This is a genomic window from Shimia sp., assembly GCF_049116215.1.
GTDB lineage: Bacteria > Pseudomonadota > Alphaproteobacteria > Rhodobacterales > Rhodobacteraceae > Shimia.
The window spans coordinates 218645-245084 of record NZ_JAGDZB010000002.1; the positions used below are offsets into that span (position 1 = coordinate 218645).

At 56.6% G+C, this 26440-nt stretch carries 19 protein-coding genes and 4 tRNA genes; 9 read left to right on the plus strand and 14 right to left on the minus strand.

Translation table 11 applies throughout. The features are described from left to right. Nucleotides 1-6 precede the first annotated feature (6 nt). On the plus strand, nt 7-705 hold the full coding sequence (locus JXR15_RS06655) for an FkbM family methyltransferase (protein WP_422052455.1): 699 nt from the start codon (nt 7-9) through the stop codon (nt 703-705). On the opposite strand, the gene JXR15_RS06660 is transcribed toward JXR15_RS06655, so the two are convergent. The 3 genes from JXR15_RS06660 to JXR15_RS06670 all read right to left on the minus strand — a co-directional run bounded on the left by JXR15_RS06660 (nt 702) and on the right by JXR15_RS06670 (nt 3782). Continuing rightward, a complete protein-coding gene (locus tag JXR15_RS06660; protein ID WP_422052456.1) occupies nt 702-1133 on the minus strand; it encodes an NUDIX hydrolase in 432 nt (143 codons plus the stop codon). The genes JXR15_RS06655 and JXR15_RS06660 overlap by 4 nt on opposite strands. 117 nt (nt 1134-1250) lie before the next feature. Then, nucleotides 1251-2480, minus strand: a complete 1230-nt coding sequence (locus JXR15_RS06665) for an N-acetylmuramoyl-L-alanine amidase (RefSeq protein WP_422052457.1) — start codon at nt 2478-2480, stop codon at nt 1251-1253. A 150-nt stretch (nt 2481-2630) separates the two neighbouring features. Next, nucleotides 2631-3782, minus strand: coding sequence for a pyridoxal phosphate-dependent aminotransferase (locus tag JXR15_RS06670; protein ID WP_422052458.1), 1152 nt, complete (start codon nt 3780-3782; stop codon nt 2631-2633). Between the two features lie 41 nt (nt 3783-3823). Here JXR15_RS06670 and JXR15_RS06675 point away from each other — a divergent pair, with 41 nt between their 5' ends. Both JXR15_RS06675 and JXR15_RS06680 read left to right on the plus strand, forming a co-directional pair. Further along, on the plus strand, nt 3824-5170 hold the full coding sequence (locus tag JXR15_RS06675) for a M48 family metalloprotease (protein WP_422052459.1): 1347 nt from the start codon (nt 3824-3826) through the stop codon (nt 5168-5170). Between the two features lie 10 nt (nt 5171-5180). After that, nucleotides 5181-5936, plus strand: coding sequence for a DsbA family protein (locus JXR15_RS06680; RefSeq protein ID WP_422052460.1), 756 nt, complete (start codon nt 5181-5183; stop codon nt 5934-5936). 205 nt (nt 5937-6141) lie between these two features. On the opposite strand, the gene ispG is transcribed toward JXR15_RS06680, so the two are convergent. From ispG to hemA, 3 genes are all read right to left on the minus strand, one after another. After that, nucleotides 6142-7269 carry a flavodoxin-dependent (E)-4-hydroxy-3-methylbut-2-enyl-diphosphate synthase gene (gene ispG, locus JXR15_RS06685; protein ID WP_422052461.1) on the minus strand — a complete coding sequence of 376 codons (1128 nt, stop codon included), beginning with the start codon at nt 7267-7269 and terminating at the stop codon, nt 6142-6144. Between the two features lie 147 nt (nt 7270-7416). Continuing rightward, nucleotides 7417-8634, minus strand: coding sequence for a helix-turn-helix domain-containing protein (locus JXR15_RS06690; protein ID WP_422052462.1), 1218 nt, complete (start codon nt 8632-8634; stop codon nt 7417-7419). Between the two features lie 110 nt (nt 8635-8744). Next, entirely contained in the window at nt 8745-9968 is a 1224-nt protein-coding gene (hemA, locus tag JXR15_RS06695; RefSeq protein WP_422052464.1) for a 5-aminolevulinate synthase, read from the minus strand. Nucleotides 9969-10185: 217 nt separating this feature from the next. On the opposite strand from hemA, the gene JXR15_RS06700 reads away from it, so the two are divergent. Continuing rightward, nucleotides 10186-11559 carry a M20/M25/M40 family metallo-hydrolase gene (locus tag JXR15_RS06700; protein WP_422052465.1) on the plus strand — a complete coding sequence of 458 codons (1374 nt, stop codon included), beginning with the start codon at nt 10186-10188 and terminating at the stop codon, nt 11557-11559. A 126-nt stretch (nt 11560-11685) separates the two neighbouring features. Here JXR15_RS06700 and JXR15_RS06705 read toward each other — a convergent pair. After that, nucleotides 11686-11762 (minus strand) — tRNA-Asp (locus JXR15_RS06705). Nucleotides 11763-11825: 63 nt separating this feature from the next. Next, nucleotides 11826-11902, minus strand: a tRNA-Asp gene (locus tag JXR15_RS06710). A gap of 236 nt (nt 11903-12138) precedes the next feature. On the opposite strand from JXR15_RS06710, the gene JXR15_RS06715 reads away from it, so the two are divergent. Then, nucleotides 12139-12330 (plus strand): hypothetical protein, encoded by a 192-nt coding sequence (locus tag JXR15_RS06715; RefSeq protein WP_294113700.1) that lies wholly within the window; start codon nt 12139-12141, stop codon nt 12328-12330. Between the two features lie 182 nt (nt 12331-12512). Here JXR15_RS06715 and JXR15_RS06720 read toward each other — a convergent pair. Continuing rightward, nucleotides 12513-12588, minus strand: a tRNA-Val gene (locus tag JXR15_RS06720). A 115-nt stretch (nt 12589-12703) separates the two neighbouring features. On the opposite strand from JXR15_RS06720, the gene JXR15_RS06725 reads away from it, so the two are divergent. Together JXR15_RS06725 and JXR15_RS06730 are read left to right on the plus strand one after the other, a co-directional pair. Next, nucleotides 12704-13705 (plus strand): GlxA family transcriptional regulator, encoded by a 1002-nt coding sequence (locus tag JXR15_RS06725; RefSeq protein ID WP_422052466.1) that lies wholly within the window; start codon nt 12704-12706, stop codon nt 13703-13705. A 376-nt stretch (nt 13706-14081) separates the two neighbouring features. Further along, on the plus strand, nt 14082-16892 hold the full coding sequence (locus JXR15_RS06730) for a calcium-binding protein (RefSeq protein WP_422052467.1): 2811 nt from the start codon (nt 14082-14084) through the stop codon (nt 16890-16892). Between the two features lie 129 nt (nt 16893-17021). Here the strand turns inward: JXR15_RS06730 and JXR15_RS06735 are convergent. The 5 genes from JXR15_RS06735 to JXR15_RS06755 all read right to left on the minus strand — a co-directional run bounded on the left by JXR15_RS06735 (nt 17022) and on the right by JXR15_RS06755 (nt 20783). Continuing rightward, nucleotides 17022-17097: transfer RNA gene (locus JXR15_RS06735), tRNA-Val, on the minus strand. 18 nt (nt 17098-17115) lie between these two features. Next, entirely contained in the window at nt 17116-17553 is a 438-nt protein-coding gene (locus tag JXR15_RS06740) for an HU family DNA-binding protein (RefSeq protein ID WP_422052468.1), read from the minus strand. Nucleotides 17554-17710: 157 nt separating this feature from the next. Then, complete coding sequence (gene phaR, locus JXR15_RS06745; protein ID WP_422052469.1) at nt 17711-18262, minus strand: polyhydroxyalkanoate synthesis repressor PhaR; 552 nt, start codon at nt 18260-18262, stop codon at nt 17711-17713. A gap of 136 nt (nt 18263-18398) precedes the next feature. Next, nucleotides 18399-18845: a phasin family protein gene (locus tag JXR15_RS06750; RefSeq protein ID WP_299424478.1), complete on the minus strand. Its 447-nt coding sequence runs from the start codon at nt 18843-18845 to the stop codon at nt 18399-18401. 144 nt (nt 18846-18989) lie between these two features. Next, nucleotides 18990-20783, minus strand: a complete 1794-nt coding sequence (locus tag JXR15_RS06755; protein WP_422052470.1) for a PHA/PHB synthase family protein — start codon at nt 20781-20783, stop codon at nt 18990-18992. A gap of 108 nt (nt 20784-20891) precedes the next feature. Here JXR15_RS06755 and phaZ point away from each other — a divergent pair, with 108 nt between their 5' ends. Together phaZ and JXR15_RS06765 are read left to right on the plus strand one after the other, a co-directional pair. Then, a complete protein-coding gene (phaZ, locus tag JXR15_RS06760; protein ID WP_422052471.1) occupies nt 20892-22181 on the plus strand; it encodes a polyhydroxyalkanoate depolymerase in 1290 nt (429 codons plus the stop codon). Between the two features lie 590 nt (nt 22182-22771). Next, a complete protein-coding gene (locus tag JXR15_RS06765) occupies nt 22772-26437 on the plus strand; it encodes a vitamin B12-dependent ribonucleotide reductase (RefSeq protein ID WP_422052472.1) in 3666 nt (1221 codons plus the stop codon). Nucleotides 26438-26440: the final 3 nt, after the last annotated feature.

The following is a 26440-nucleotide window of genomic DNA, read 5'->3' on the forward strand; positions in this document are numbered from 1 at the left end:
CCCCTGATGACCGAATACACTCTCAAAGGCGTCAAAGTGGGCCTGCCCGAATGGCTCAAAGACACCAAAATCGAGGCCAAACTTGCCTCAGGAGACTATGAGGGGCGGGAAAGCACGGCCGCGCTCAAGCGTATCAAACCGGGCTGGAAGGTGCTCGAGATTGGCGCAGGCCTGGGCTATGTCACCACCATCTGCGCTCAGGCCGCCGGAGCGGAAAACGTCACCAGCCTCGAAGCCAACCCGCAGATGCTCGACCAAATCCGCGACACGCTCGCCCGCAACGGTCAAAAGAACGTGAACCTGTGGCATGGCGCTGTTGTGGGAGATTCCCATGTAGGCGACACCGTGGCCTTTCGGGCTGGCGCGCTTTTCTGGGGCGGCGGATTGGTTGCTGACGGACGCAGCGAAAAAGACATGGTCGAGGTCCCAGCCACCCGCATCAGCGATCTTCTCGCTATTGTGCAACCGGACTTTGTGATGATGGATGTCGAAGGCGCCGAGCAACATCTGTTTGAGCAGGACTGGCCCAAATGCGTACGCCACGTGGTGATGGAAATCCACATGGCGAAATACCCCAAACATGTGCTGAAACACATGGTGGACTGTATGTCTCGCTCCGGCCTGACTTATGACCCGGCCACCAGCAGCGGTCGCACTTTGGGCTTCATGCGCGTGCGCCCGCCCAAACCTGAGGCGACGATCTAAGCCGCCTCGCGCTCCGCCAGATAGTCTGACAGCCGCACCTGCATCATGGGCACAACATTGCTCATCCGCAAGAACCGCGCCACATCCCACATCCGCCAGGCCTGTCCTTCCGCACCCAAACGGATGCGGTTGATGTCCAGCTCCGGCACCTCGGCCACAAAGAACCAGGTGGCGTTTTTGCCATCCAGATCAGAGATATACTGACGCTTCCAAAGCAGATCCTCTTCGTTCAACGAAAGCGACAACTCTTCCTTGAGCTCGCGCAACACACAGGCTTCCGGGCTCTCACTGGCTTCCCGACCTCCACCGGGCAAATCCCACATATCCGGATAGGGAATCTCTGGGTCCTTGTCGCGCAGGATCGACACCAAGCGATCCCCGGTCAAAAGCGCCAGCTTGGCCCCGTGAAACCCGTCTGTTTCCTGCATCGCTGTCCGCCCTCTGTGCCTGCCAATTGCGGCACACTCGACAAACTCTCACGCGCAAAGGAAAGCGGTTTCCCGCCAGCGCAACGAAACCAGCAACGCTCCGCCGACGCCGACACTCTACTGACGCACCAAAGCCCGCGCCGCCTTGTCTTCAACCACCCAGGCCAGCAACCCGTCGCGCAGCCCCGCCGCCATTGCCGCACGCCAGCCCGCGTCTTGTAAATTGGCCAAGTCCTGCTGGCTCGACATAAACCCAAGCTCCACTAGAACCGAGGGCACATCCGCCGCCTTCAACACAGAAAACCCGCCGGTTCTCAACGGCTTGCGATTCAACCTCACGGTGGTCTTCTTGAGTTCCCCCACCAGCGTTTCTGCCAACATCATCGTGCGCGGCTCTGTCTCCAACCGCGCCAAATCCAACAGCACATCCGTCACCTCATCATCCGTGCCCGAAAGATCCACGCCCGACAAAATATCCGCCCGATCATGGCGCTCCGCCAACAGCGCAGAGGCCGCATCGCTGGCCTCTTCCGACAGCGTGTAAATCGTTGCCCCCTTGGCATTGCCCTGGCTCAAACTGTCCGCATGCAACGACAAAAACACATCCGCCTGCGCCTGATGGGCAATCGCCACACGCCCTTCCAGCGACACGAAAGCATCGTCATCACGGGTCAACACCACTTCAAAACCACCGGCCCGGCGCAGCACATCCCGCAGCTCCCGCGCAAACAGCAGCATCAGGTCTTTCTCCTGCGCCCCGTCCCGCTCCGCCCCCGGATCAATGCCGCCATGGCCTGGGTCAATCACCACCACCGTTGGTGCCCAATCCGCTCGGGCCTCGCGCGCCACTTCTGTGGTGTCCGCAGGTTCCGGCAAATCCCAACGCGGATCATGTGGCGCCCCCGCGGTCTTGGCAAAGGCCAGTGTGTCGCTTGGCGCCAACACCAACTCCAGCCGCGCTTTGCCAGTGGCCTCTTCGACCACCATACCCGCGCTGTCCACCGCAAAGGGCCGCGCCAGATCGAGCACCATACGGCTCCACCCGGGGCGATACGCGCCAAACCGCACCGCCTCGACGCCTTCCACCGCGCCCAGTTCGTCCGCCGTCAGATCTTCCCAATCAATCTCTTTGAAATCCAAAACCACACGCCGCGGCTCATCCAACGTGAACACCCGCCAGGGCACCCCTTGGCTCAGGCTCAATGTCAGTTCCGCCGCCCCGCGCCAACCTTCTGATAATCCGCTCTCAGACACATCCAGCCGCGCAAGCGCCGAAAAGTCCCGCTCCTGCGCCGCGGCCACGCCTGCCCAAACCATCACAATAAAAGCCCAAAACACTCTGCTCATGCTGCCGCCCTGCCCGCTGTTGCGCGTCTTCTTTGACGACACAGTACATCAGCCCGCCGTCCTTCGCCACGCTGTGCTTTCACAGTTCGCAAATATCCTGGGGGAGTCGCCAAATGGCGACGGGGGCAAGGCCCCCACCGCACTCACGTCTCAAACAAATCCACGTGCGGCCATGAACACTTTCAATCGCGCCAGACCTTCCTCAATGTCGGCTGTGCTGCGGGCATAGGAGAACCGCAGCGTCTGATGGCCCCGCACCGGATCAAAATCCAAACCCGGCGTTGCGGCTACACCTGCTTCCTCCAACAGCTCCCGCGCAAACACCCGGCTGTCTTGCGTGAAAGCGCTCACATCCACGTAGAAGTAAAACGCCCCATCCGGCGGCGCAAATTGGGTGAACCCCGCCTTTGGTAAACCTTCTGCCATCAAGGCCCGATTGGCGCGATACACCGCCATATTGGCCTCCAGCTCTTCGGGACAATCCATCGCAGCCAAAGCCGCCACCTGGCTGGCATGGCTCGCGCAAATGAACATGTTCTGCGCCAAACGCTCAATCTTGCGCACGTGGTCATCCGGCACGACCATCCACCCCACACGCCAGCCGGTCATGCTGAAGTATTTGGAGAAGCTGTTGATCACGTAGCACTCATCGGTAAGTTCCAGCGCCGTGACCGCCTTGGCCTCATATTCAATGCCGTGGTAAATCTCGTCACTGATAAAGGCCGCGTCTTTCTCGCGACACAGATCAATCAAGGCGCCCATCGCGGCACTGTCGAGCATCGTGCCTGTGGGGTTCGCAGGTGAGGCCACCATCAAGCCTTCAAAATCCAACGCGCGCAGATCGTCCGGTACCGGCTGCAACCGATTTTCCGGCGCTGTCTGCACATCCAGCGGCTGCAAACTCAGCGCCTTCAAAATCTGGCGATAGCTGGGATAGCCCGGCGCGCCAATCGCCACCCGTTCCCCCGCGTCAAACAACGCCGAAAACGCCAGCAAAAACGCGCCTGAGGACCCCGGCGTGACAATCACCCGCGCCGGATCAAGGTCCACATTGTACCACTCGCCGTAAAGCTGTGCGATCCGCGCCCGCAGCGTTGGCAGGCCCAAGGCCACGGTGTAGCCCATGGCGTCTTCCGCCATCGCCTTGGTCAGCGCGGTGCGCGCGCCTTCCGGGGCTGCCGTTCCGGGCTGGCCCACTTCCATATGGATGATGTGGCGCCCATCCGCCTCGGCCTGACGCGCCGCTTCCATCACATCCATCACAATAAAGGGATCAACCGCCCCACGCCTTGAAGTCCGCATCAATTTCGTTCCTATTGTCGCTCATGAGGTTTCACCGCGAAATGACGGCGCCGTCAATCACCGCTTTGCGCGCCCGCGTCGTCACGCTGCTGACGACCTGCGCGCTTGTGCTTGCCTCTACTGCCGCCCAAGCAGTGTCTTTGCTGCGCGATCCCGACATTGAACATGCCTTACAACGCATGGCTGCACCCGTGCTCTATGCCGCAGGCCTTGGGGGCAACATCAAAATCCTTCTGGTGGACGACCAGCGTCTCAACGCCTTTGTCATCGACCACGGCCATATTTTTATCAACTCCGGCATGATCATGCGCATGAACACGCCGGAAATGCTGCAATCAGTGATCGCCCACGAAGCCGCCCATATCGCCAACGGCCACATCGCGCGGCGCATGGCCAACCTTGATTCGGCCCGCACCACCGCCGGCCTCGGCCTCGCCCTTGGATTGGCCGCCGCCGCTGTCTCCGGTCGCGGCGATGTGGGCGCAGCCCTCGCCTTTGGCACGCAAAGTTCTGCCCTGCGACAATTTCTCGCCCACACAAGGGCGGAGGAATCCTCCGCTGACCAATCTGGTATCCGCTACCTCGCCCGCGCAGGCATCGACCCGTCCGGCACGCTGGATGTGCACCGCCTGTTTGAAGGCCAGGAACTGCTTTCCGCCTCCCGCCAAGACCCTTACATGCGCTCCCACCCGTTGACCCGAGACCGTCTGCGCGCGGCGGAAGGCTTTGTGGCGGCCTATGCTGGCAATGCCAAACCAAACCCGGATTTGAACTACTGGTATGACCGCGCCCGTGGCAAAACCACCGCCTTCATCCGCCCAACCAAATGGACCCTGTCACGCCATCAAGAAAGCGACGCTGAAGACGTGCGCCACATGCGCTTGGCCGTGGCCTACCACCGTCAGCAAAATACAGCCAAAGCGGTCTCCCATATCAATCAGGCCCTCGAAACCCGCCCTGACGATCCCTACTATTACGAACTCAAGGCGCAAATCCTGCTGGAAAGCCGCCAATTCCAAAACGCTGTGATCGCTTACAGAAAGGCCGCTGATCTTGCACCGAGCAACGCGCTCATCCTTGGCGGCCTGGGCCGCGCCTTGCTGACCGTAAACCGTCCAAAAGAAGCGCTGCAATATCTCGAGGCCGCCCGTGCCCGCGACTTCCGAGATGCCCGCGTGCTGCGCGATCTCGGCTCTGCATATGCCCAAACCAACCAACACGGCATGGCCTCGCTTCTGGCCGCCGAACGCTATGCGCTCGCGAACAGACTGGACGACGCAGAAATCCACGCCCGCCGCGCCATGGCCCGCCTTCCGCAAGGCTCCAGCGCTTTCCGGCGGGCAGATGACATCGCCCGCGCTGCCAAGCGCCGCAAAGACAAGAAATGAGGAAAACACCATGAGCACATTCAAAACCAAACTGGCCAGCAGCGCCCTGGCGCTCACCCTGGCCGCCGCACCGGCTCTGGCCTTTGACATCGACAAACTGTCGGATGCAGAACGCGACGCTTTCCGTGCTGAAGTCCGCGCTTACCTGCTGGAGAACCCGGAGGTGATCATGGAAGCCGTGGCCGTGCTGGAAGAACGCAACGCCGCAGCACAGGCCACCGCAGACTTTGATCTGGTGACCAACAACGCCGACCGCCTGTTTGACGACGGCTACAGCTATGTGGGTGGTAATCTCGAAGGCGACATCACCATTGTGGAGTTTGTCGATTACCGCTGCGGCTACTGCCGCAAAGCGCATGACGAAGTGGCCGAGCTGATCAAAGGCGACGGCAACATCCGCTTCATTGTGAAAGAATACCCGATCCTCGGTGAAGCCAGTGACCTCAGCTCCCGCTTTGCCATTGCCGTGAAACAGAAGATTGGCGGCGAAGCCTACAAATTGACCGCCGACACGCTGATCAAAATGCGCGGTGACGTGAACGAGAAATCCCTTCGCAAAGTGGCCAAGGGGCTGGGCTTTGATGCGGATTTGATCCTGGATCACATGGACGCGCCCGAGGTGGAGAAGGAAATTGCCACTACCCGCGCCCTCGCCCGTGATCTGAACATCACCGGCACCCCGAGCTTTGTTTTCCATGACGAAATGGTGCGCGGCTACGTACCGCTCAAAGGCATGCAGGCGATTGTGAAAGACAAACGCGGCTAAGCCTCGCGCCAACCAAACAGTCTAACACCGCGACGGCCACCGTTGCGGTGTTTTGCGTTCAGCGCCCGTTGCGCAACGTACGCTGGTGTAATCAGCCCGTTTCGAAAATCGGCACCTCCGCAAAACAGCCACGATACCGACAGAATACCGACGTAAAAAACGGCCCCAGAGGGCCGTTAATCTTTGAGTCGCATGTAAAGGTGGATCACTCCGCCGCGTCAGCAGCCTCCGCAGCCTGAATCGCCGCCACCTTCTTTTCCACCTCTTCGACGATGTGATCGACCATCGCCTCATTGGACATTTTGTGACTCTGCTTCCCGGCAAGATACACCATGCCAGAACCAGCCCCACCACCGGTGAATCCCACATCTGTCATCAATGCCTCGCCCGGCCCGTTCACCACGCAACCAATGATCGACAGGCTCAACGGGGTGTGGATATGCGCAAGGCGATTTTCTAATGTTTCCACGGTCTTAATCACGTCAAACCCCTGACGGGCACAGCTTGGGCAACTGATGATATTCACCCCACGGTGACGCAGGCCAAGGCTCTTAAGGATCTCAAAACCCACCTTGACCTCCTCCACAGGATCCGCACTCAGGCTCACCCGCAGCGTGTCACCAATGCCCATCCAAAGCAGCTGACCAAGACCAATGGCCGATTTGATGGTCCCGCTGACAAAGCCACCGGCTTCGGTAATCCCAAGGTGAATCGGCGCATCGGTGGCATCCGCAAGGATCTGATAGGCCGCTGCTGACATGAAGACATCGCTGGCTTTCACAGAAATCTTGAACTCGTGAAAATCGTTATCTTGCAGTATCTTAATATGGTCGAGACCACTCTCTACCATCGCGTCAGGGCACGGCTCGCCGTACTTATCCAACAGGTGTCTTTCCAAGCTACCGCCGTTTACACCAATCCGGATTGAACAGCCGTGATCCTTGGCCGCCTTGATCACTTCTTTGACCCGCTTCTCGTCCCCGATATTACCTGGATTGATCCGCAAACACGCCGCTCCGGCTTCCGCCGCTTCAATCGCCCGTTTGTAGTGGAAGTGAATGTCCGCCACGATCGGAACCGGGCTCTCTTTTGTGATTTCTTTCAGCGCCTTAGTCGCGGCCACATCCGGCGCAGAGATGCGCACTATGTCCGCGCCAGCCTCCGCCGCCGCCAGTACCTGGCCCAGCGTGGCTTTCACGTCACCACTGTCGGTGTTGGTCATGGTCTGCACCGCAATCGGCGCATCGCCGCCCACAGGCACATTGCCCACCATGATCTGACGGGATTTGCGTCGCTCGATATTGCGCCACGGACGGATGTGATTCATCGACATATCAAGACCTTTCACCACAGCAGAGATGGGTTTGATGCCTGTCTAATCGCTTCCGGTAAAAGGGGCAATGCGCGATGGCGCACAGACAAAGAGCGCCACAAAGGCGCTCTCTTAACTGATTGGAATCTCAGTGGGTTTTGATCCGGATCACTCGTCCGCAATCACCACATTCTGTGCCGCCGCCAAGGCCACGATCTTGGCCAGCTCCGGATCATTGTTCAGGTCCGCCACCGCAAAGCTCTCTTTGAGCGCATCCGTGGCCAATGCAAGATTGCGCACAGTCCCCGTGCCTTCACCCGCCGGGCCGTACAGCTCGCCGTTCACCTTGAAGTATACCGAACCGGACATGCCGGCACGCAGTGTCGGTGGCTCTTCCGTCGCCGGAAGCACATACTCCTCACCCGCATCGAGGATTTTCTCAAACAAAACAGAGCCATCCGCCGCTCGCACCCGCACCCAAGCAGGCCGCACCGCCATCAGCACCAGCTCTGGCGCATCATCCTCAACAACTTTTGGCACCGGCAATGTGTCAGCCACGGGCGCGGCCATCGCCACCGCTGCAGGTAGCTCCGGTGTAAACACCCCAATGTTGTTTGGGTTCAGCTGGGAAATAGGCGCATCCCGCGCCACCAAAACCGGCACATCCAGCGCTTGCGGACGATACAACCGATCCAATGCATCGGACGGGGCAAACACCCCTGCACCAGCGGTGGCCACATCGGTTGTCGCCTCCGTCTGCGAGGTCGCAACAGGCGCACGCCCGGCCCCATCCAGCGGATCCAGATCACTCAACACCACCGGAGATTGCTCCACCGGCGCCAGAGTAACCCGTTGAATTTCATTAAGAACCGACCAGCCGCCGTAGCCAATCCCCGCAATCAGCGCGACCAGCACCAGCGAGGATCCCACCGCCCGCATCTCCACCCGAGACAGCAGAGATTCCTGCATCGGCGTAAACGGCGTGTTTGAGGAAGAAAACGGATCGTGGCCCGTCATGGCCGGCGCAATGGGTTCCGCCTTACGAACGCCAGAGGCCTCCGCCGACATCCCGTGCGCCGTGGAAAACCCGCTCTCCGCACAAAACAGGCTGAACGTCTGTTCCGGATCCATGCCGAGGTACCGCGCATAAGACCGCACATAGCCGGCAATAAATCCTGGGGTTTCAAAGGCTGACGGGTCGCAATTCTCAATTGCAGCCACATAGCTTGCACGGATTCGCAACTCGCGCTGCACATCCAAGAGCGACTTCCCCAAAGTCGCTCGTTCGCCGCGCATCATGTCGCCAAGTTGCACGTCAAAATCGTCGTACCCTTTCGGGCCTTCGTCTACCGCTTCGGTATTGCGCTTGAATCTGCGCCCGATCATCCCACTGGCCTCTTATTGCATCGTCGGTCCTGAAAGTCCCCGATTCGAACCGATCCCCTTGTTAGGTATGAATATAACACAAACAAGGGTTTCTACACTAAGAAGTCATCTTACCCCGCCATATCGGCACGATTCAGCGCACAGTGGCTCCAAAGCGCGTCCATTGCCCCAACAAGGGCATCAATTTCTTTCGGCCCATGCACCGGAGAGGGCGTGAAGCGCAGACGCTCCGTGCCGCGTGGCACAGTCGGGAAATTGATGGGTTGAACATAGATGCCGTAGTCTTCCAACAGGTGGTCAGACAGCACCTTTGTGTGCACAGGATTGCCCACAATCACGGGCACAATATGGCTGCCGTGATCGATGATCGGCAAGCCCAGACCTTTCAAACGCAGCTTCAGAATCTGCGCCTGTGTCTGGTGCTGATCGCGCAGCGCCTGATCAGTTTTTAAGTGCGCCACAGAGGCCGCAGCACCGGCCGCTACGGCTGGTGGCAAAGACGTCGTAAAGATGAAGCCAGGCGCGTAAGACCTTACGGCATCACACATTTTTTCGGATGCGGCGATATAGCCGCCCATCACGCCATAGGCTTTGGCAAGGGTGCCGTTGATGATGTCGATACGATGCGCAAGGTTGTCACGCTCGGTCACACCTCCGCCGCGCGGGCCATACATACCCACCGCGTGCACCTCATCAATATAGGTCAGCGCGCCAAACTCATCCGCCAGATCACAGAGCGCTTCGATCGGGCCGAAATCGCCGTCCATCGAGTAGACTGATTCAAAGGCAATCAGCTTTGGCGCCGCCGGATCATCCGCTTCCAGAAGCTCGCGCAAATGCACCACATCATTGTGTTTGAAGATACGTTTTGCCCCGCCATTGCGGCGTACACCTTCAATCATCGACGCGTGGTTCAATTCATCCGAATAGATGATCAAACCGGGGAAGAGTTTTGGCAAAGTACTTAAAGTTGCATCATTTGCGATGTAGGCGCTGGTGAAAAGCAGTGCTGATTCTTTGCCGTGCAGGTCGGCAATCTCGGCTTCCAAACGTTTGTGATAGACCGTGGTGCCGGAGATATTGCGCGTCCCGCCAGAGCCCGCGCCGGTGGCATCCACCGCTTCATGCATCGCTTCGAGCACAACCGGATGTTGCCCCATGCCAAGGTAATCATTGCCACACCACACCGTGATCGGCTGTACCTCACCGTTGGGGCGAGTCCATGTAGCATGGGGAAAATGGCCCTGCTTACGTTCGATATCAATGAACGTGCGATAGCGCCCCTCATCGTGCAAACGGTTGAGTGCGTTATCTAGCTTTGCAGTGTAATCCACAGTGGCTTTCCTTCTTCCCGGTCCGGGCGACCTGGCGTCGCAACACCCCATCTGGGCATTGGCGCTCTTTTAGTCATCTGTCGCGCTTTCAGCAATGGCTACCAAATGATACATCTTTCGCACATTGATATCGATCAAACTGTGAAAGAGCGAGTCTGGACAGTGTGGTTTGCGATGGTACGGTCCCTGCAAATCGTCGCACCCGAAGGAGGCTTTCATGACGCTTGATCCCGTTCTCGCCCGCATCGACCAAAACATGCCAGAGGCGCTGGAGCGCCTGTTTGATTTGTTGCGCATCAAATCCATTTCCACTGACCCGGCGTTTGATGCCGATGTCGGCACCGCTGCGGACTGGTTGGTCAATGAGCTGCAAAGCCTTGGCATTGAAACACAAAAACGGCCCACAACTGGCCACCCAATGGTTGTTGGCCATGTGGATGGCCCCGGCCCTCACGTTCTGTTTTACGGGCATTATGATGTGCAGCCTGTGGACCCGCTGGAGCTGTGGGACCGCGATCCGTTTGACCCAGCCCTGGAAGACACTGACGCCGGCCAAGTGATCCGCGCGCGTGGTTCGTCAGATGACAAAGGCCAGCTCATGACCTTTGTCGAAGCCTGTCGCGCCTGGAAAGACGAACATGGCAGCTTGCCGTGCAAAATCACCTTCCTGTTTGAGGGCGAGGAAGAATCCGGATCCCCAAGCCTTGTGCCCTTCCTAAAAGAGAACGCCGAAGAGCTGAGCTGCGACATCGCCCTGATCTGTGACACCGGCTTGTTTGAAAGCGCCGTACCGGCCATCACCACCATGTTGCGCGGCCTGCTGGCCGAAGATTTCACCATTACCGGGCCAAGCCGTGACCTACACTCCGGCATGTACGGTGGCATCGCCATGAACCCAATCCGCGTGCTGAGCAACATCCTCGCTGACCTGCACGACGACACCGGCGCGGTGACTTTGGAGGGATTCTACAATGACGTGCCCGAATTGGCTGACGACATCCGTGCACAGTGGCAGGGCTTGAACTTCGACCACGGTACATACCTTGGCGATGTTGGTCTAAAATCCCCGGCGGGCGAGCAAGACCGCACCCCGCTGGAGCAAATCTGGTCCCGCCCAACCTGCGACGTAAACGGCATCTGGGGCGGCTATACCGGTGACGGTTTCAAAACTGTCCTGCCCTCCCAAGCCTCAGCCAAGCTCTCCTTCCGCCTCGTCGGCCAGCAGGAACCGGACAAAATCCGTGCCAGCTTCCGCGCCCATTTGGAAAGCCGCCTGCCCGAGGGATTCACCGTGGAGTACCGCTCCGAAAAAGGCTCCACCGCCTCACAAATGTCGATCGAAGACCCGGCTTTTGAAAAGGCGCGCATTGCCCTCAGCGACGAGTGGCCGCGTCCGGCGGCCTATGTTGGCTGCGGCGGCTCCATCCCAATCGCAGGCTTCTTCAAAGAGATGCTGAACATGGATTCGATGCTGATTGGCTTTGGCCGCGACGACGACCAGATCCACTCTCCCAATGAGAAATACAACGTGGAGAGCTTCCACAAAGGCACCCGCTCATGGGCGCGAATCCTGGCTGCGCTCTCGGCGTAACCATTTGGAAACACTCAGAATCACAAAACGCGCCTCTCGGGGCGCGTTTTTTTGTACTGCCAAAAATCCACGCAAAGATAATATGCGTGGAACCAAATCATCATCTCTGTTTAGGGGAGGAAGAAGTGGCGCGGTTGACGGGGCTCGAACCCGCGACCCCCGGCGTGACAGGCCGGTACTCTAACCAACTGAGCTACAACCGCGCATATATCTTCGCCTTTCGGCGTGTCCATTCCCGAAGGACCCAGGACCTGGGCTGGTAGTGGTGGCGCGGTTGACGGGGCTCGAACCCGCGACCCCCGGCGTGACAGGCCGGTACTCTAACCAACTGAGCTACAACCGCTCACTACCTGCTGTCTGGCGTGTGCCGTTCAGCGTGTGGCGTGGTTTATGCCGAGCGCTCTGGCGCGTCAAGCGGATATCCGCGAGAAAATCGAAGAAATTTTCCGAAGACAATTGTGGAGCTTTCACAACAGGGGTTTCCCCTTAAGCAAACTCCCGCGTAGAGTGCTTTGCGCGCTGAATTTTTTGTGATTAGATGCGCTTACTCGATTCAATTGCTTTTGAAGGAATAACCCGATGAAACCACTTTATGCTGCCCTGTGTGTTGCCGGTATCACTCTTGCTGCGTGTTCTCAGCAAGAAGAGCCAACTCCGGTTTACGCTCAGCCAGATTTTGACAAGCGTGGCAACGCAAGCTGCATGGCCGGCTACGACCTGCTGACCACAGACACCGGCGCTCTTGTATGTGCACCGGCAACTGCTGGCTAAATTTCAGCCATAAACTGGAATTTCAGGCGGTCCCTACGGGGATCGCCTTTTTTTGTCGCGATACAGGTGAAAACCAGCAATCATGACTGCAATACGCCCGATTCAGTCAACGTCACATAGCGGCATTCCACTTGCGAAGATCACTCAAACCCAAAGGGGTTTCTGCGCTGGTAGAGGGAAAATGGTGGGTCGTGAGAGGCTCGAACTCCCGACATCTTCGGTGTAAACGAAGCGCTCTACCAACTGAGCTAACGACCCGGTAGGCGGGGATTTAGACCGTGGCGCAGGGACATGCAAGCCCCCTTTTTGAACTTTCTTTGCGTCTTGTCCAACTTCCTCATAGGGTGGCGGCAAAAAAGGGAAAACACACCCCATGCCCGATCCAATTGTGCCCAAAGGCGTTGCCCATGTTGCTGTAGATGTGGTCGAAACCCCTGATTCTATTGTCTTTGCGCTGCAACCGAATCTGTCGATGCTGGCCTTCACCTCAGCGGTAGAGACCTTGCGCATCGCCAATCAGCTCACTGGCCAGATTCTCTACACCTGGACCACCATGTCAGAGACCGGCGAAAATGTGCGCTGCTCCAATGGCATCGAAATTGGAATCGACGCGCCCCTTGGCGACACACCGTCCAGCGCCTGTGTGTTTGTCTGCTCCGGTGTGGAGCCCGAACACGCAGCCACCCCCAAAGTGGCTGATTGGATACGTCACCAATGGCGCACCGGTCGCCGGGTTGGCGGCCTCTGCACCGGCGCCTTCACCTTGGCCAAGGCGGGTATTCTCGAAGGCAAGGCCTTCACCCTGCATTGGGAAAACATCACGCCCTTTCGCGAGCAGTATCCCACACTAGACCCACTAGAGCAGCTCTACGCGATTGATGACCGCATCATGACCTGCGGCGGTGGAGTCGCTGCGATGGATCTGTTCCTGAAGCTGATCTACGACCGCCACGGCGCCCCCCTCGCCCGCGCCGTGCTCAATATGTGCCTACACACCGTGCAACGCTCCGAGACCGACCGTCAGCAAAGCTCAACCGCCGCAGTGATCGGCAACCGCAACGACAAGCTGGTCAAAATCATTGCCCATTTTGAGGAAAACGTCGAAGAGTCCATCGACCTGGATCAAGTTGCCCGCAGCCTCGGCGTATCCCGACGCCAGATGGAGCGCCTGTTCAAAACCCACCTGAACACAACCCCAAAACGCTTCCTGCAAGACCTGCGTCTGCAACGCGCCCGTATCTTGCTGGCAGAGACCGATATGCCGGTGGTCGATGTCGCCATCGCCTGTGGCTATGAATCCGCCGGAAACTTTTCCAAACGCTTCCGCGAAGCCTATGGCATCTCGCCCCACCGGTTCTCCGCAGGACACGGGTGACCTTTCGGAAATTCCCGCAAAAAAGGACGTCACCTCCAAAACCACTTGAGTTTTGCATCCTTTTAACTCATCTTTAGCGATAATTGAAAACTCGCAACAACCGCATAATCATATGTAATGTCAAGCGCAAGGCGGTGGAGAACCAAGCTGAACGCGACCAACAAAGAAAGGTCCGCTCCGGGCGTCAACGGCGGTTTGCAACCTGCAATCATATTTGCTTTTATTGGTTCGGGCTTAACTGGCCATTAAGGCCCTGAGCAGTTACAGCAGGACAGCTTTCTCGAGCCCGCATTTTCACCGTGTCTATTTGATTAAGCAGTCTTTTGCTGCGCCAGGCACCTATTCGAACGCAACTTCACAACAAAAGCACAAAACAATGCCAGACGATCATTCAGATACTATCGCAGGCGCAACTTCTGTCTCCTTGGGTACTCCATTTTCAGGCGTTGTAGACCACGATCAAGACCGTGACAAATTTGCGATCCAACTGACCGCAGGGCAGTCCTACACCTTTAGCGTTTACCTGAACAACATGACCACCAACATGAGCCTCAGCTTGTATGAGCCGGATGGCGACAGAGTGGCCTACACCAATCACCATGATCGCGAAGATTCTCTAAAATTCAATTTTTTGAGCTTCTCATACATGGCTCAAGAAACAAAGACCGTGTATTTGTCTGTGGATCACTATACACACAATTCTTTCTTTTCTTTTGAAAATACTTACTCTGGAACCGTTGTCGCACACGAAGACGATTTTCCAAATCGCTTTGGGGCTCCTTCCGAAACCTTCAATGCCGGGGACACCGTCGAAGGGGCGATCAACTTTGTCGATGACGTGGACGTTGTTCGCTTCAACGTGGAAGAAGGCGGCATTTATAGGATTGTCTTTGACGAGGCCACAGCCCCGCTAACGCCAAACCTTAACTACATGTCTTGGTCAGGTGGTCGATGGTTCACCAGCAACTGGGCAGATACAATAGAGACAGGCGGCGAACTGTTATTCCTTGCAGATTCCGATGATCCCGTAGAATTCTATTTGAAAGGGACCGCTCCCTCAAACTACTCTTACACGATTGAAAAAATAGGCGACGACGACCATCAAGCCACTCGGCACACACACAGGTCGACTATGGAGAGCCCCACGAATGCGACGCGGTTGGGCGCGAATACTCCAATAGAGGGGAGTATTGCTTACGACTTTGATGCGGATGCGTTTAGTTTCTTTGGATCCAGGGATTCATCTTACGCGCTCACAATTGAGTATTTGACCCCAGATACACTTAAAGGTGTCGATATGTCCTTTCTGCGACTCAACGCAGACTGGTGGCCCAATTATACCCGCACGGATTCGGTGGCACACGTTACCTTCGAGTGGACTTCAATTGAACACAGCAAGTACGACTTTGAAATTGGGAATTTCTTCTCCTCAAACCAAAACACCAGTTTTACCGGCGACTACTCAATCTATGTTGTCGACATCACCGACCTCCAAAGCCGAACTGGAGACGAGTTCAACAATCTCATCAACGCCTCCGACGAGTCGGAGTTCATTCAGGCTTTTGGTGGCGACGATACTGTTGAAAGCGGCAAAGGCGCTGACAAGGTGTATCTTGGCGGCGGCAACGACACCGTGTTTGTCGGTGGCGGTGCGGAACAATTCCATGGCGGTTCTGGGCACGATCGGATCAGCTACTTCAACAGCCGAAATGGCGTAAACATCAACCTTCAAACCAACGAGGTGTCCGGCTCCTGGGCCAGCAATGACACCATCAGCGGCTTTGAAAGCGTCGACGGGTCCGAATTCGGGCGTGATGTTATCCGCGGCACCAGCGGCGCCAACACCATTCGGACCTTTGGGGGCAACGACAAGGTTTACGCCGGCAAAGGCAGCGACACGGTTCTCCTTGGCGACGGCAATGATTACGTTCGTGTAGGCGGCGGTGCGGAAGTGTTCCACGGTGGCGCGGGCACCGACCACATCAGCTATTACGACAGCCGCAATGGCGTGACTATCAACCTGGAGACCGATGAAGTCTCCGGATCCTGGGCCAGCAACGACACCATCAGCGGATTTGAAAACGTCTCGGGATCCAAAACTGGTGACGACACTATCACTGGCACGTCTGGCGCCAACAAAATCAAAACCTACGGCGGCGACGACATCATCCACGCAGGCGGAGGCAACGACAAAGTCTACGCTGGCAAAGGCAACGATACAGTCAACCTTGGGGACGGCAATGACTACGTGCGCGTTGGCGGCGGGCGCGAGGAATTCCACGGCGGCGATGGCAATGACTACCTCAGCTATTACGACAGCCGCAATGGCGTGAACGTCAATCTGGAAACCAATGAAGTCTCCGGATCCTGGGCCAGCAACGACACCATCAGCGGCTTTGAAAACGTCTCGGGCTCCAAAACCGGCGACGACACAATCACCGGTACGTCCGGCGCAAACATGATTAGAACCTACGGCGGAGACGACAATATCTTCGCTGGAGACGGCAACGACACTGTCTATGCTGGCAAAGGCAATGACCGCGTCTTCCTTGGCGAAGGCGATGACTACGTTTTTGCCGGAGGTGGCGCCGAATACTTTGATGGCGGCTATGGCCATGACATCATCAGCTACCGCGACAGCCGCGCAGGCGTTGTAATTGACTTGCAGGCAGACATGGTCTCTGGATCTTGGGCTGTAAATGACACGATCAAAAACTTCGAAAGCGCCGCCGGCTCGCAATCCGGCCACAACAAGATTTTTGGCACCTCTGGCACAAACCATCTCGACGGATTTGACGGCAACGACACGCTCTATGGGCGTGACGGCAACGACGTTCTAACCGGCCGCGATGGCAACGACGAGCTTTACGGGGGCGTTGGCAATGACCGGCTCTCAGGCGGTACAGGCAACAATGCGTTAATTGGCGGCGCCGGCGCAGATACCTTCGAGTTTGATCTGGAAGCTTTAATCGGTGGCCAGAGCAGCCGCTCCGTCATCCAGGATTTCGAAGACGATGTGGATACAATCCGAATCTATACCACCCGCAGCGTCGGCAATGACATCTCGGACTATGCGCAGCAAGTTGGCGACGATCTGCTCTTAGAGGTGAATTCCCAAGTATCTCTGATGATCTGGGATATGACCCTTGCGGCACTTCAGGACGACGTGGTTTTCGAGTTGGTGTAGCCAAGGTCGACAGGGGCACCTCCCTACCAGGGGTGCCCTCTTTTGTACTGGCAGATCGCTGCCAGCTCCGGCTTCTATTCAGAAAAGAAACGGGCGCTCAACCACTTAAGGGAGCGCCCGTTAAAAAAATGGTGGGTCGTGAGAGGCTCGAACTCCCGACATCTTCGGTGTAAACGAAGCGCTCTACCAACTGAGCTAACGACCCGATACGCGCCTTCTAGACTCACTCCGCAGGCTCTGCAAGACCCTCTTCGTCACTTTCTGCACCTTCTGTCGTTTTCCGACGCAAACGCAGATTTACCACCTTTACTTCGTCCAGATCTTTGCTGTTTTGCACCTTCACTTTGCCAAGGCCCGGCATATTCAGACCACGCCCAGATGTGAGCGTCTCCCCGAGGATGGCAAGTGCCGCCTCAATAGCTGGCTTGGCATCACGTTTCTTCACGCCAGCCCGGGCAACAGCCGCCTCGATGAGCTCTTTTTTGCGCATGAGATCCAAACCATCGTCCGCGGCAATACCCTCTGCTTTCTCAGACACAGCTGCAGGTGATGCTTCTGCAATCTCTTTCAAACTGGTGCTGGTTTTGCGGGACGTGGTCGCACGTGCGCGCGTCTTACTGCCGGACACGCTTTTGCGCGTGGTTGCGGGAGCCTTAGCCATGGTTTTCTACCTCACTGGTCTGCTCGACATGCCAACCATAGCACAGACAGGTAAAAAAGACAGGCAATTCGGGTACTTGCCACAATATCAACGCCAAAACCAAAAGTGGCGCACCAAATGTGCGCCACTCATATTTACTCGGATCCAAACAAAGCCGTCACTTCAACTTGGACAGCTTGTCCTGTAATTCGGCCAATTGCTTCTTGATGTCATCGAGGTCTTCCCCGTCGCCACTGGAGGTGTCTTCTTTCTCAGCTGCAGGCGTGGAACTGCCGGGCCACGGCATGCCGCCGGTCATCGCTTTCATAAAGGCTTCTTGCTGCGCCTGCATTGCTTCCAGCCCAGGCATCGTCATGCCTGTCCCCATGCTTTCCATGACCTTTTCCTGGCTGTCACGCAGCATATCAAACGAAGTTTGCAAGAACTGTGGCACCATTGATGTAGCTTGAGTGGTATAGGCCCGCACCAGATCATTGAGCACATTCACCGGCAGGACATTCTCCCCCCGACTCTCATGTTCCGCAATGATTTGAAGCAGGTACTGACGGGTCAGATCATCCCCGCTTTTCAAATCGATAATCTGGACTTCACGACCGGACCGAATGAAGCCGGCAATATCGTCCAAGGTGACATAGTCACTGGTCTCTGTGTTATAGAGCCGCCGGCTGGCGTAGCGTTTGATCAGCAGTGGTTTGTTGTCTTCGCCCACGTCATTCTCCCCAAAAATTTTGCGCGCTGCAGAAAAAGCCTATGCGACTGCAGCACAAAAAGAAAGAGCGGGCATAAAGCCCGCTCACGCAATCTGCTTCCTTAGGGAGGATAAGGATGCCGAGTTGCGGCTTTTCTTACTTGGAAGTCGCTTTTTTCGCGGCAGCGGTCACGTCGTTGGTGGCCTTTTTCACTGCAGCTGTTGCTTCTTCAGACGCTTCTTTGCCGGCAGACATCAGCAGTTCAACAGTTTCCATCTGAACTTTTTTGGCAACTTCGGCAAACGCCGCCATGTTTTCAGCAGCAACTTCAGCCTGAGCGGAGGCAAAATCGGTCATCGCTTTGGCGTAGTCAGCTGGATCTTCTTTGGCTTTGGACATGTCGCCCAGTTTCGCCAGAGTGTCTTTGGTCCACTTTGTAGAGATCTCGGAGGACTTTTCAGCCGCGCCCAGAGCAACAGTGGTCAGCTTTTCGTTCAGCGCTGCGGAGTTTTTGAACGCGTCGTCAAAAGCAGATGTATCAACCGGGAATGCGCCCAATACGTCTTTGAACATTGCGGTCATGTCCTGTGTCGCTTTAGCCATTGGTGTAGTTCCTTAAACAAATGACAGCCCGTGAAGATGAGGACTATGGGCTGCGTTTCTAGTCTCTGGAAACAATATGCTTTCTGCGACGCAGCATTTCAAGAAGTTTTTGCTGCATTGCAGCAAAAACCTTTCATGCCTTTGTTATTTATATGCTTTTTTCAAAACATAACTGCCCGGAGCGTCTCCAAGCGGAGGGTGATTCTCGTCCCCTTCCTCTCGGGCGGATATTTTTTTGCCTGATTTCTTCGACAACCACGCATCCCAACGCGGCCACCAGGATCCCTCGTTGAAGGTTGCGCCATGCATCCACTCATCCGCCGTGCCTTTCACATCGGTATTGGTGTAATGGCCATACTTCTTCTTACTTGGCGGGTTCACAATCCCGGCGATGTGGCCCGACTGCGATACGATGAAGGTCTTGGACCGGCTCTTGGTTTGCTGAAATCCGTTGTAGCAGTCTTTCCACCGCGCGATGTGATCTGTCTCACAGGTTACGGCGCAGACCGGCACATCCACGTCAGTGATTTTCAAAGTTGTGCCACACAGCTCAACCCCCTCACCAACAAATTTGTTGGCCTGACACAGCTCGCGCAAATACTGATGCGCCATTTTGCCTGGCAAGCCAGAGCCATCGCCGTTCCAGTACAATAGATCAAACGCGGGCGGTGCCTCCCCCATAAAGTAACTCTTGATCGCCGGACCGTAGATCAGGTCATTGGACCGCAGGAAACTAAACGTTCGCTGCATGATAAAGGACCGCAGGATGCCAAACTCCTCGACCTCATCATCAATGCCGTCAATAAAGTCATCCTGCAAAAACGGCGTAAACTCACCTTGGTCAGAGAAATCCGTGAGCGTGGTGAAGAACGTCGCGGATTTCACCGATTTGTCACCGCGCTGCTTCATCAACGACAGCGTCAGATGCAGTGTGGTCCCCGCGATACAATAGCCAACCGCGTTCACCTGTTTCTGCTTGGTAATGTCTTTGACCTGCGCAATGGCTTCGAGGAATCCCTCCTCAATATAGTCATCCATCCCCACATCCGCGTGCGACAGATCAGGATTGACCCAGCTCACCACAAACACAGTGTACCCCTGCGCCACACACCACCGGATCAGACTGTTCTGTTCTTTGAGATCCAGAATGTAGTATTTGTTGATCCAGGGCGGAAAGATGATCAACGGTATTTCATGCACCGTCTCGGTGGTTGGCGAAAACTGCAGCAACTCGAACATGCGATTGCGGTACACCACCTTACCCGGGGCTGTCGCAATGTTGCGCCCAATCTCAAAGGCGTCTTCGTCCGCGAGCTTCACCAGAAGCTCACCGTTGTTGGCCTCCAGATCAGAGATCATGTTCTGCAATCCGTCGATCAGGGACTGCCCTTCTGTCTCCACAGCCTTTTCCAACGCATCCGGGTTGGTCCCCAAAAAGTTGGTCGGCGACATCATGTCGACAATCTGGCTCGAGAAATATTCAATCCGTTGTTTGTCTTTCGGCGCCAGCCCCTCGAGCTCACCAACAGCGGTTTTGATCGCCTCGGAATTGCGCATGTATTGCTGTTTGAGAAGATTGAAATAGGGATGGGTCTTCCACATTGGGTGAGAGAATCGGCGGTCGGTCGGTGTGTCATCCTGCGGTGCAGAAAATTGCCCCTTAAGCATTAAATTCTGTGCGTCTACGAAAGATTTAACCGACTTTCCCCACAGATCGAGCTGATTTTCGATAACTTTTCCGGGGTTGTCGACCATCGCTTGCCAATAGGCGTTCGCAGCGTTCATGAAGACTTCAGGTTCCGGGGAATTTAGCTCATCTCTCAATGGCTTATGGCGACCAAGCACTTCGGTTAATCGCAGCGACAAAGCTTCAACTTTTGCCAAATTCGCGTTCAGGCGATCCATTTTTTCGCCAGTTTCAGTCTCATTTGTTGTCATATTAACCCATTCGCCCTAATGTCGCTGCTGTGCAGCATTAACCAAGCGCCCCCTCAATATTACTGGGGAAAACACAGGGTGCATACCCCAAACGATAGGACGAAGCACATGCGATACATGGCCACGTATGACCTGATGGAAACGATGCGGAACACCAACCAATGGTTGGGCGCCACCGCCAGCGCCATGGCGTCATACCCAGCTTTCGCATTGGTCCCAAACCCGGGTTTGCAATGGATGGCAGCTTGGGGCGAGGTCACCGAACGCGCCTTCCAACGCATGATTGTGAAGCCGGATTGGGGCATCGACAGCTTCACCTGCGAAGACGGCAAAGACCACATCGTCAACATCAACACCGTGATCGAACGCCCCTTTGGGGACCTGATCCACTTTGAAGTTTCCGGCCGCAAACCGATGAAGCGCAAGGTCATGTTGGTGGCACCAATGTCCGGCCACTACGCCACCCTGCTGCGCTCCACCGTGAAAAGCCTGATTGCGGATTGCGAAGTCTACATCACCGATTGGCATAACGCGCGCGACATCCCCGTGTCCGATGGCAAGTTTGATGTTGAGGATTACACCCTCTACCTTGTCGATTTTATGAAAGAGCTTGGCCCCGACACCCATGTGATCGCCGTGTGCCAGCCTGCCCCGCTCACTTTGGCCGCCACCGCCTATCTGGCCGAAGAAGACCCGGCAGCGCAGCCGCGCTCCCTCACCCTGATTGGCGGGCCAATTGATCCTAACGCCGCCGCCACCGAAGTCACCGACTTTGGCCATCGCGTCACCATGGGGCAGCTTGAAGAAACCATGATCCAACGTGTGGGCTTCAAATACCCCGGCGTGGGTCGGATGGTTTATCCAGGCCTGTTGCAGCTCTCCTCCTTTATGTCGATGAACGGCGAGCGCCACTCAAAGGCGTTTAACGACCAAATCATGCGCGTGTCCCGCGGCGAGGCGTCAGATCACGACGCGCACAACCGATTCTACGATGAATATCTGGCTGTTATGGACATGACCGCCGAATTCTACCTTTCCACGGTGGAGCGTCTGTTTAAAAACGGCGAAATCGCCAACAACGAATTTGTTGTGGCAGGCCGCAAGGTCGACATTGGCAAGATCACCACCGTGGCTGTGAAAACCGTCGAAGGTGCCAAAGACGACATCACCGCCCCCGGTCAATGCATTGCCGCTCTGGACCTCTGCACTGGCCTGCCTGACGACAAAAAGGCAAGCCACGTTGAGCCGGGCGCCGGTCACTACGGGATTTTTGCAGGCAAGAGCTGGCGCAACAACATCCGCCCTCTGGTGCTCGAATTCATCGATGCCAACGCGGCGGCGCCAAAGAAGAAAGCCGCTGCCGCGCGCAAGCCAGCCAATAAGAACACCGCCGCCTAATCCGGCAAGTCAAAATCTTCCGCACACAAATGGGGCGATCGTTAGACGATTCGCCCCATTGTTGTATTTGCCGGCCACCGTTGCAAAAGATGCACATCTGCCTGCCGCAATATTTTCCACATAAATACCCGCTTAGGCCTACATATTGTGGATAACTCTGCCCCCTGCTCTCGCCCAAAAGCAGAAACGCCTTTTTTCAAACGTTTAGCGGAATTAACCATTATTAACGGGCTCTAAACAGGCCTGTGGAGGAATCGGACCCCATCGGCGAGTCGCCGCCAGCCCCTTTCCGTCAACAGGAAAAATCCTGATTTTTGGTAAATAAATCCGTTGACCCTTTAGGGGGCGATACGCCAGTTTGTGGCAGCAGCCGAGAAAACCCACTAGATATTGTGGCGACCAAGGTAGCGGAGACAAACTCTGATAAACACCCGTTTGGGTCTGTTGTAGCGGCAAACGCATGACGTTTACGCGCCGGTCTCCCTTTGCCTGCTGGTCCGAACCACCATCCAAGGGTTCACACTGGATGCGCCATCAATCGCACAGAACGTGCACCACGGGACACTTTGGCACTGGGGACGACAACAGGCATGAAGATTCAACGACGCTTCACCAAGACCGGACAGGATGCTTACGCAGATCTGGATTTTGTGACCACCGAATCTGAGATCCGCAACCCGGACGGCACAGTTGTCTTCCATCTTGCTGACGTCGAAGTCCCGTCCAGCTGGTCACAAGTGGCCTCTGATGTGATCGCGCAAAAATACTTCCGCAAAGCGGGCGTCCCGGCCAAAATGCGCAAAGTGCGTGAAAAAGGTGTTCCAGAGTTCCTGTGGCGCTCGGTCCCGGCCAACGATGACGTGGCCATCGGCAGCGAAACCAGCGCCAAACAGGTGTTTGACCGCCTCGCCGGGGCTTGGACCTATTGGGGCTGGAAAGGCGGCTACTTCTCTTCCGAAGAAGACGCTCGCGCCTATTTTGACGAGATGCGCTACATGCTGGCGACCCAGCGCGCCGCGCCCAACTCGCCACAGTGGTTCAACACCGGCCTGCACTGGGCCTACGGCATTGATGGCCCCTCTCAGGGCCACTACTACGTCGACTACAAAAGTGGCAAGCTGACCAAATCCAAATCTGCTTACGAGCACCCACAACCGCACGCTTGCTTCATTCAGTCCGTGGCGGATGATCTTGTGGGCGACGGCGGCATCATGGATCTCTGGGTCCGCGAAGCCCGCCTGTTCAAATACGGTTCCGGCACCGGAACCAACTTCAGCTCTCTGCGCGCAGACGGCGAATCTCTCTCTGGCGGCGGCAAATCTTCTGGCTTGATGGGCTTCCTGAAAATCGGCGACCGCGCCGCAGGGGCGATCAAGTCCGGCGGCACCACCCGTCGCGCGGCCAAAATGGTGATTGTCGATGCCGATCACCCGGACATCGAGGAATACATCAATTGGAAGGTCAAAGAGGAGCAGAAGGTTGCCTCCATCGTGGCCGGCTCCAAAATGCACGAGCAAAAGCTTAACGGCATCTTTGACGCGATCAAATCTTGGGATGGTGCCGAGGCAGACGCCTATGACGCCAAGATCAACGAAGGCCTGAAATCCGCAATCCGCGACGCCAAAAAGTCGATGATCCCGGAGACGTATATCAAACGCGTGCTGGATTACGCCAAACAGGGCTACGCCAGCATCGAGTTCCCGACCTATGACACCGATTGGGACTCTGAGGCCTACGCCTCTGTATCCGGCCAGAACTCCAACAACTCCATCCGCGTCACCGACGCCTTCCTGAAGGCTGTGGAAAACGACGACGATTGGGAGCTGATCCGCCGCACCGACGGCAAAGTGGCCAAAACCATCAAGGCCCGCGACCTTTGGGAAGATGTCGGCCACGCCGCATGGGCTTGTGCTGATCCGGGCATCCAGTACCACGACACGGTGAACGCCTGGCACACCTGCCCGGAAGATGGCGAAATCCGCGGCTCCAACCCGTGTTCCGAATATATGTTCCTGGACGACACGGCGTGTAACCTCGCCTCCATGAACCTGCTGTCCTTCCTAAAGGACGGCGTTTTCCAGGCCGAAGACTACATGCACGCCACCCGTCTCTGGACCGTGACGCTGGAAATTTCGGTGACCATGGCGCAGTTCCCGTCCAAGGAAATTGCCCAACGGTCATATGACTTCCGCACTCTCGGTCTTGGCTACGCCAACATCGGCGGCCTGCTGATGAACATGGGCTACGGCTATGACAGTGAAGAAGGCCGCGCGCTTGGCGGCGCGCTCACCGCATTGATGACGGGTGTGGCCTATGCCACCTCGGCTGAAATGGCGGGGGAACTGGGCGCCTTTGACGGCTATGCTCGCAACAGCGAACATATGCTCCGCGTGATCCGAAACCACCGCCGCGCGGCCCAAGGCCTGACCTCCGGTTACGAAGGTTTGGCCGTCAAACCATTGCCGCTGGACGCTGAAAACTGCCCAGACCAAGTCCTGGTTGAATTGGCTAAATCCTCCTGGGACGAAGCCCTCGAGCTGGGCGAGAAGAACGGCTACCGCAACGCCCAGACCTCGGTGATTGCCCCAACCGGCACCATTGGTCTGGTGATGGATTGTGACACCACTGGCATTGAGCCTGATTTTGCGCTGGTGAAGTTCAAAAAGCTCGCAGGCGGCGGCTACTTCAAGATCATCAACCGCTCCGTGCCTGCGGCATTGGAAGGTCTCGGCTATTCCTCCGCGCAGATCGAAGAGATTGTGTCCTACGCTGTAGGTCACGGCACCATCGGCAACGCGCCGGGCATCAACCACACCTCGCTGATCGGCCATGGCTTCACCACCAACGAAATCGAAAAAATCGAAGCCGCTCTTGGGTCCGCTTTCGACATTCGCTTTGTGTTCAACCAATGGACGCTGGGCGAAGAGTTCTGCACCAATGTGCTTGGTATCCCAGCGGAGAAGCTGAACGACCCGGCCTTCGAACTGCTTGGGCACCTCGGCTACACCAAAGCGGACATTGATCTGGCCAACGACCACGTCTGCGGCACCATGACCCTCGAAGGCGCGCCATTCCTCAAGGAAGAGCACTATCACATCTTTGATTGTGCCAACCCATGCGGCAAAAAAGGCAAGCGCTACCTTTCTGTGGACAGCCACATCACCATGATGGCATCTGCCCAGAGCTTCATCTCTGGCGCGATCTCCAAAACAATCAACATGCCCAACGATGCCACCATCGAGGACTGCCAGAGCGCCTACGAGCTCTCTTGGTCCCTCGGCATCAAAGCCAACGCTCTGTACCGTGACGGTTCCAAACTGTCCCAACCGCTGGCTGCCGCGCTGGTGGAGGACGATGACGAAGCTGCCGAAGTGCTCGAATCCGGGTCCATGACCGAAAAGGCGCAAGTTCTGGCCGAAAAGATCGTCGAGAAAATCGTCGTCAAAGAAGTGGCCCGCGGCCGCGAAAAAATGCCGGAACGCCGCAAAGGCTACACCCAGAAAGCAGTTGTGGGCGGCCACAAAGTCTACCTGCGCACCGGTGAATATTCCGACGGCTCACTGGGCGAAATCTTCATCGACATGCACAAGGAAGGCGCTGGCTTCCGCGCGATGATGAACAACTTCGCCATCGCTGTCTCGGTTGGCCTGCAGTACGGCGTGCCGCTCGAAGAATTTGTCGACGCCTTCACCTTCACCAAATTTGAGCCTGCGGGCATGGTGCAGGGCAACGACTCCATCAAAAACGCCACCTCAATCCTCGACTATATCTTCCGCGAATTGGCCGTGTCTTACCTCGACCGCACCGACCTTGCGCATATCAAGCCAGAAGGCACCACGTTTGACGATGTTGGACGTGGCGAGGAAGAAGGTGTTTCCAACGTCTCCGAACTGTCCGACACCGCTGCGACTCGCTCGCTTGAGGTGCTGAAGCAGATCTCCTCCACCGGGTATTTGCGCAAGCGTTTGCCGCAAGAACTGGTGGTGTTGAACGGCGGCGGCAACATTTCTGTGGATAACTCGGACGCCGTCAAGAATCTCGCCACTTTGGTGCCGGAAACCGCTGGCGCAACCGTATCAGACATGGCACCTAGCGCCTCCGTCACAGCGGTGGCGGCTCCGATGGACGAGCGGGTCAAAGCCAAAATGCAAGGCTACGAGGGCGACCCTTGTGGCGATTGCGGCAACTACACTTTGGTGCGCAACGGCACCTGCATGAAATGCAACACCTGCGGCGCCACCTCGGGCTGTAGCTAAGGA

Coding starts and splice junctions, on each gene's coding strand:
- JXR15_RS06655 (WP_422052455.1), top strand. CDS start 7: ATGACCGAATACACTCTCAAAGGCGTCAAAGTGGGCCTGCCCGAATGG.
- JXR15_RS06660 (WP_422052456.1), bottom strand. CDS start 1,133: ATGCAGGAAACAGACGGGTTTCACGGGGCCAAGCTGGCGCTTTTGACC.
- JXR15_RS06665 (WP_422052457.1), bottom strand. CDS start 2,480: ATGAGCAGAGTGTTTTGGGCTTTTATTGTGATGGTTTGGGCAGGCGTG.
- JXR15_RS06670 (WP_422052458.1), bottom strand. CDS start 3,782: ATGCGGACTTCAAGGCGTGGGGCGGTTGATCCCTTTATTGTGATGGAT.
- JXR15_RS06675 (WP_422052459.1), top strand. CDS start 3,824: ATGACGGCGCCGTCAATCACCGCTTTGCGCGCCCGCGTCGTCACGCTG.
- JXR15_RS06680 (WP_422052460.1), top strand. CDS start 5,181: ATGAGCACATTCAAAACCAAACTGGCCAGCAGCGCCCTGGCGCTCACC.
- ispG (WP_422052461.1), bottom strand. CDS start 7,269: ATGTCGATGAATCACATCCGTCCGTGGCGCAATATCGAGCGACGCAAA.
- JXR15_RS06690 (WP_422052462.1), bottom strand. CDS start 8,634: ATGATCGGGCGCAGATTCAAGCGCAATACCGAAGCGGTAGACGAAGGC.
- JXR15_RS06700 (WP_422052465.1), top strand. CDS start 10,186: ATGACGCTTGATCCCGTTCTCGCCCGCATCGACCAAAACATGCCAGAG.
- JXR15_RS06715 (WP_294113700.1), top strand. CDS start 12,139: ATGAAACCACTTTATGCTGCCCTGTGTGTTGCCGGTATCACTCTTGCT.
- JXR15_RS06725 (WP_422052466.1), top strand. CDS start 12,704: ATGCCCGATCCAATTGTGCCCAAAGGCGTTGCCCATGTTGCTGTAGAT.
- JXR15_RS06730 (WP_422052467.1), top strand. CDS start 14,082: ATGCCAGACGATCATTCAGATACTATCGCAGGCGCAACTTCTGTCTCC.
- JXR15_RS06740 (WP_422052468.1), bottom strand. CDS start 17,553: ATGGCTAAGGCTCCCGCAACCACGCGCAAAAGCGTGTCCGGCAGTAAG.
- JXR15_RS06750 (WP_299424478.1), bottom strand. CDS start 18,845: ATGGCTAAAGCGACACAGGACATGACCGCAATGTTCAAAGACGTATTG.
- JXR15_RS06755 (WP_422052470.1), bottom strand. CDS start 20,783: ATGACAACAAATGAGACTGAAACTGGCGAAAAAATGGATCGCCTGAAC.
- phaZ (WP_422052471.1), top strand. CDS start 20,892: ATGCGATACATGGCCACGTATGACCTGATGGAAACGATGCGGAACACC.
- JXR15_RS06765 (WP_422052472.1), top strand. CDS start 22,772: ATGAAGATTCAACGACGCTTCACCAAGACCGGACAGGATGCTTACGCA.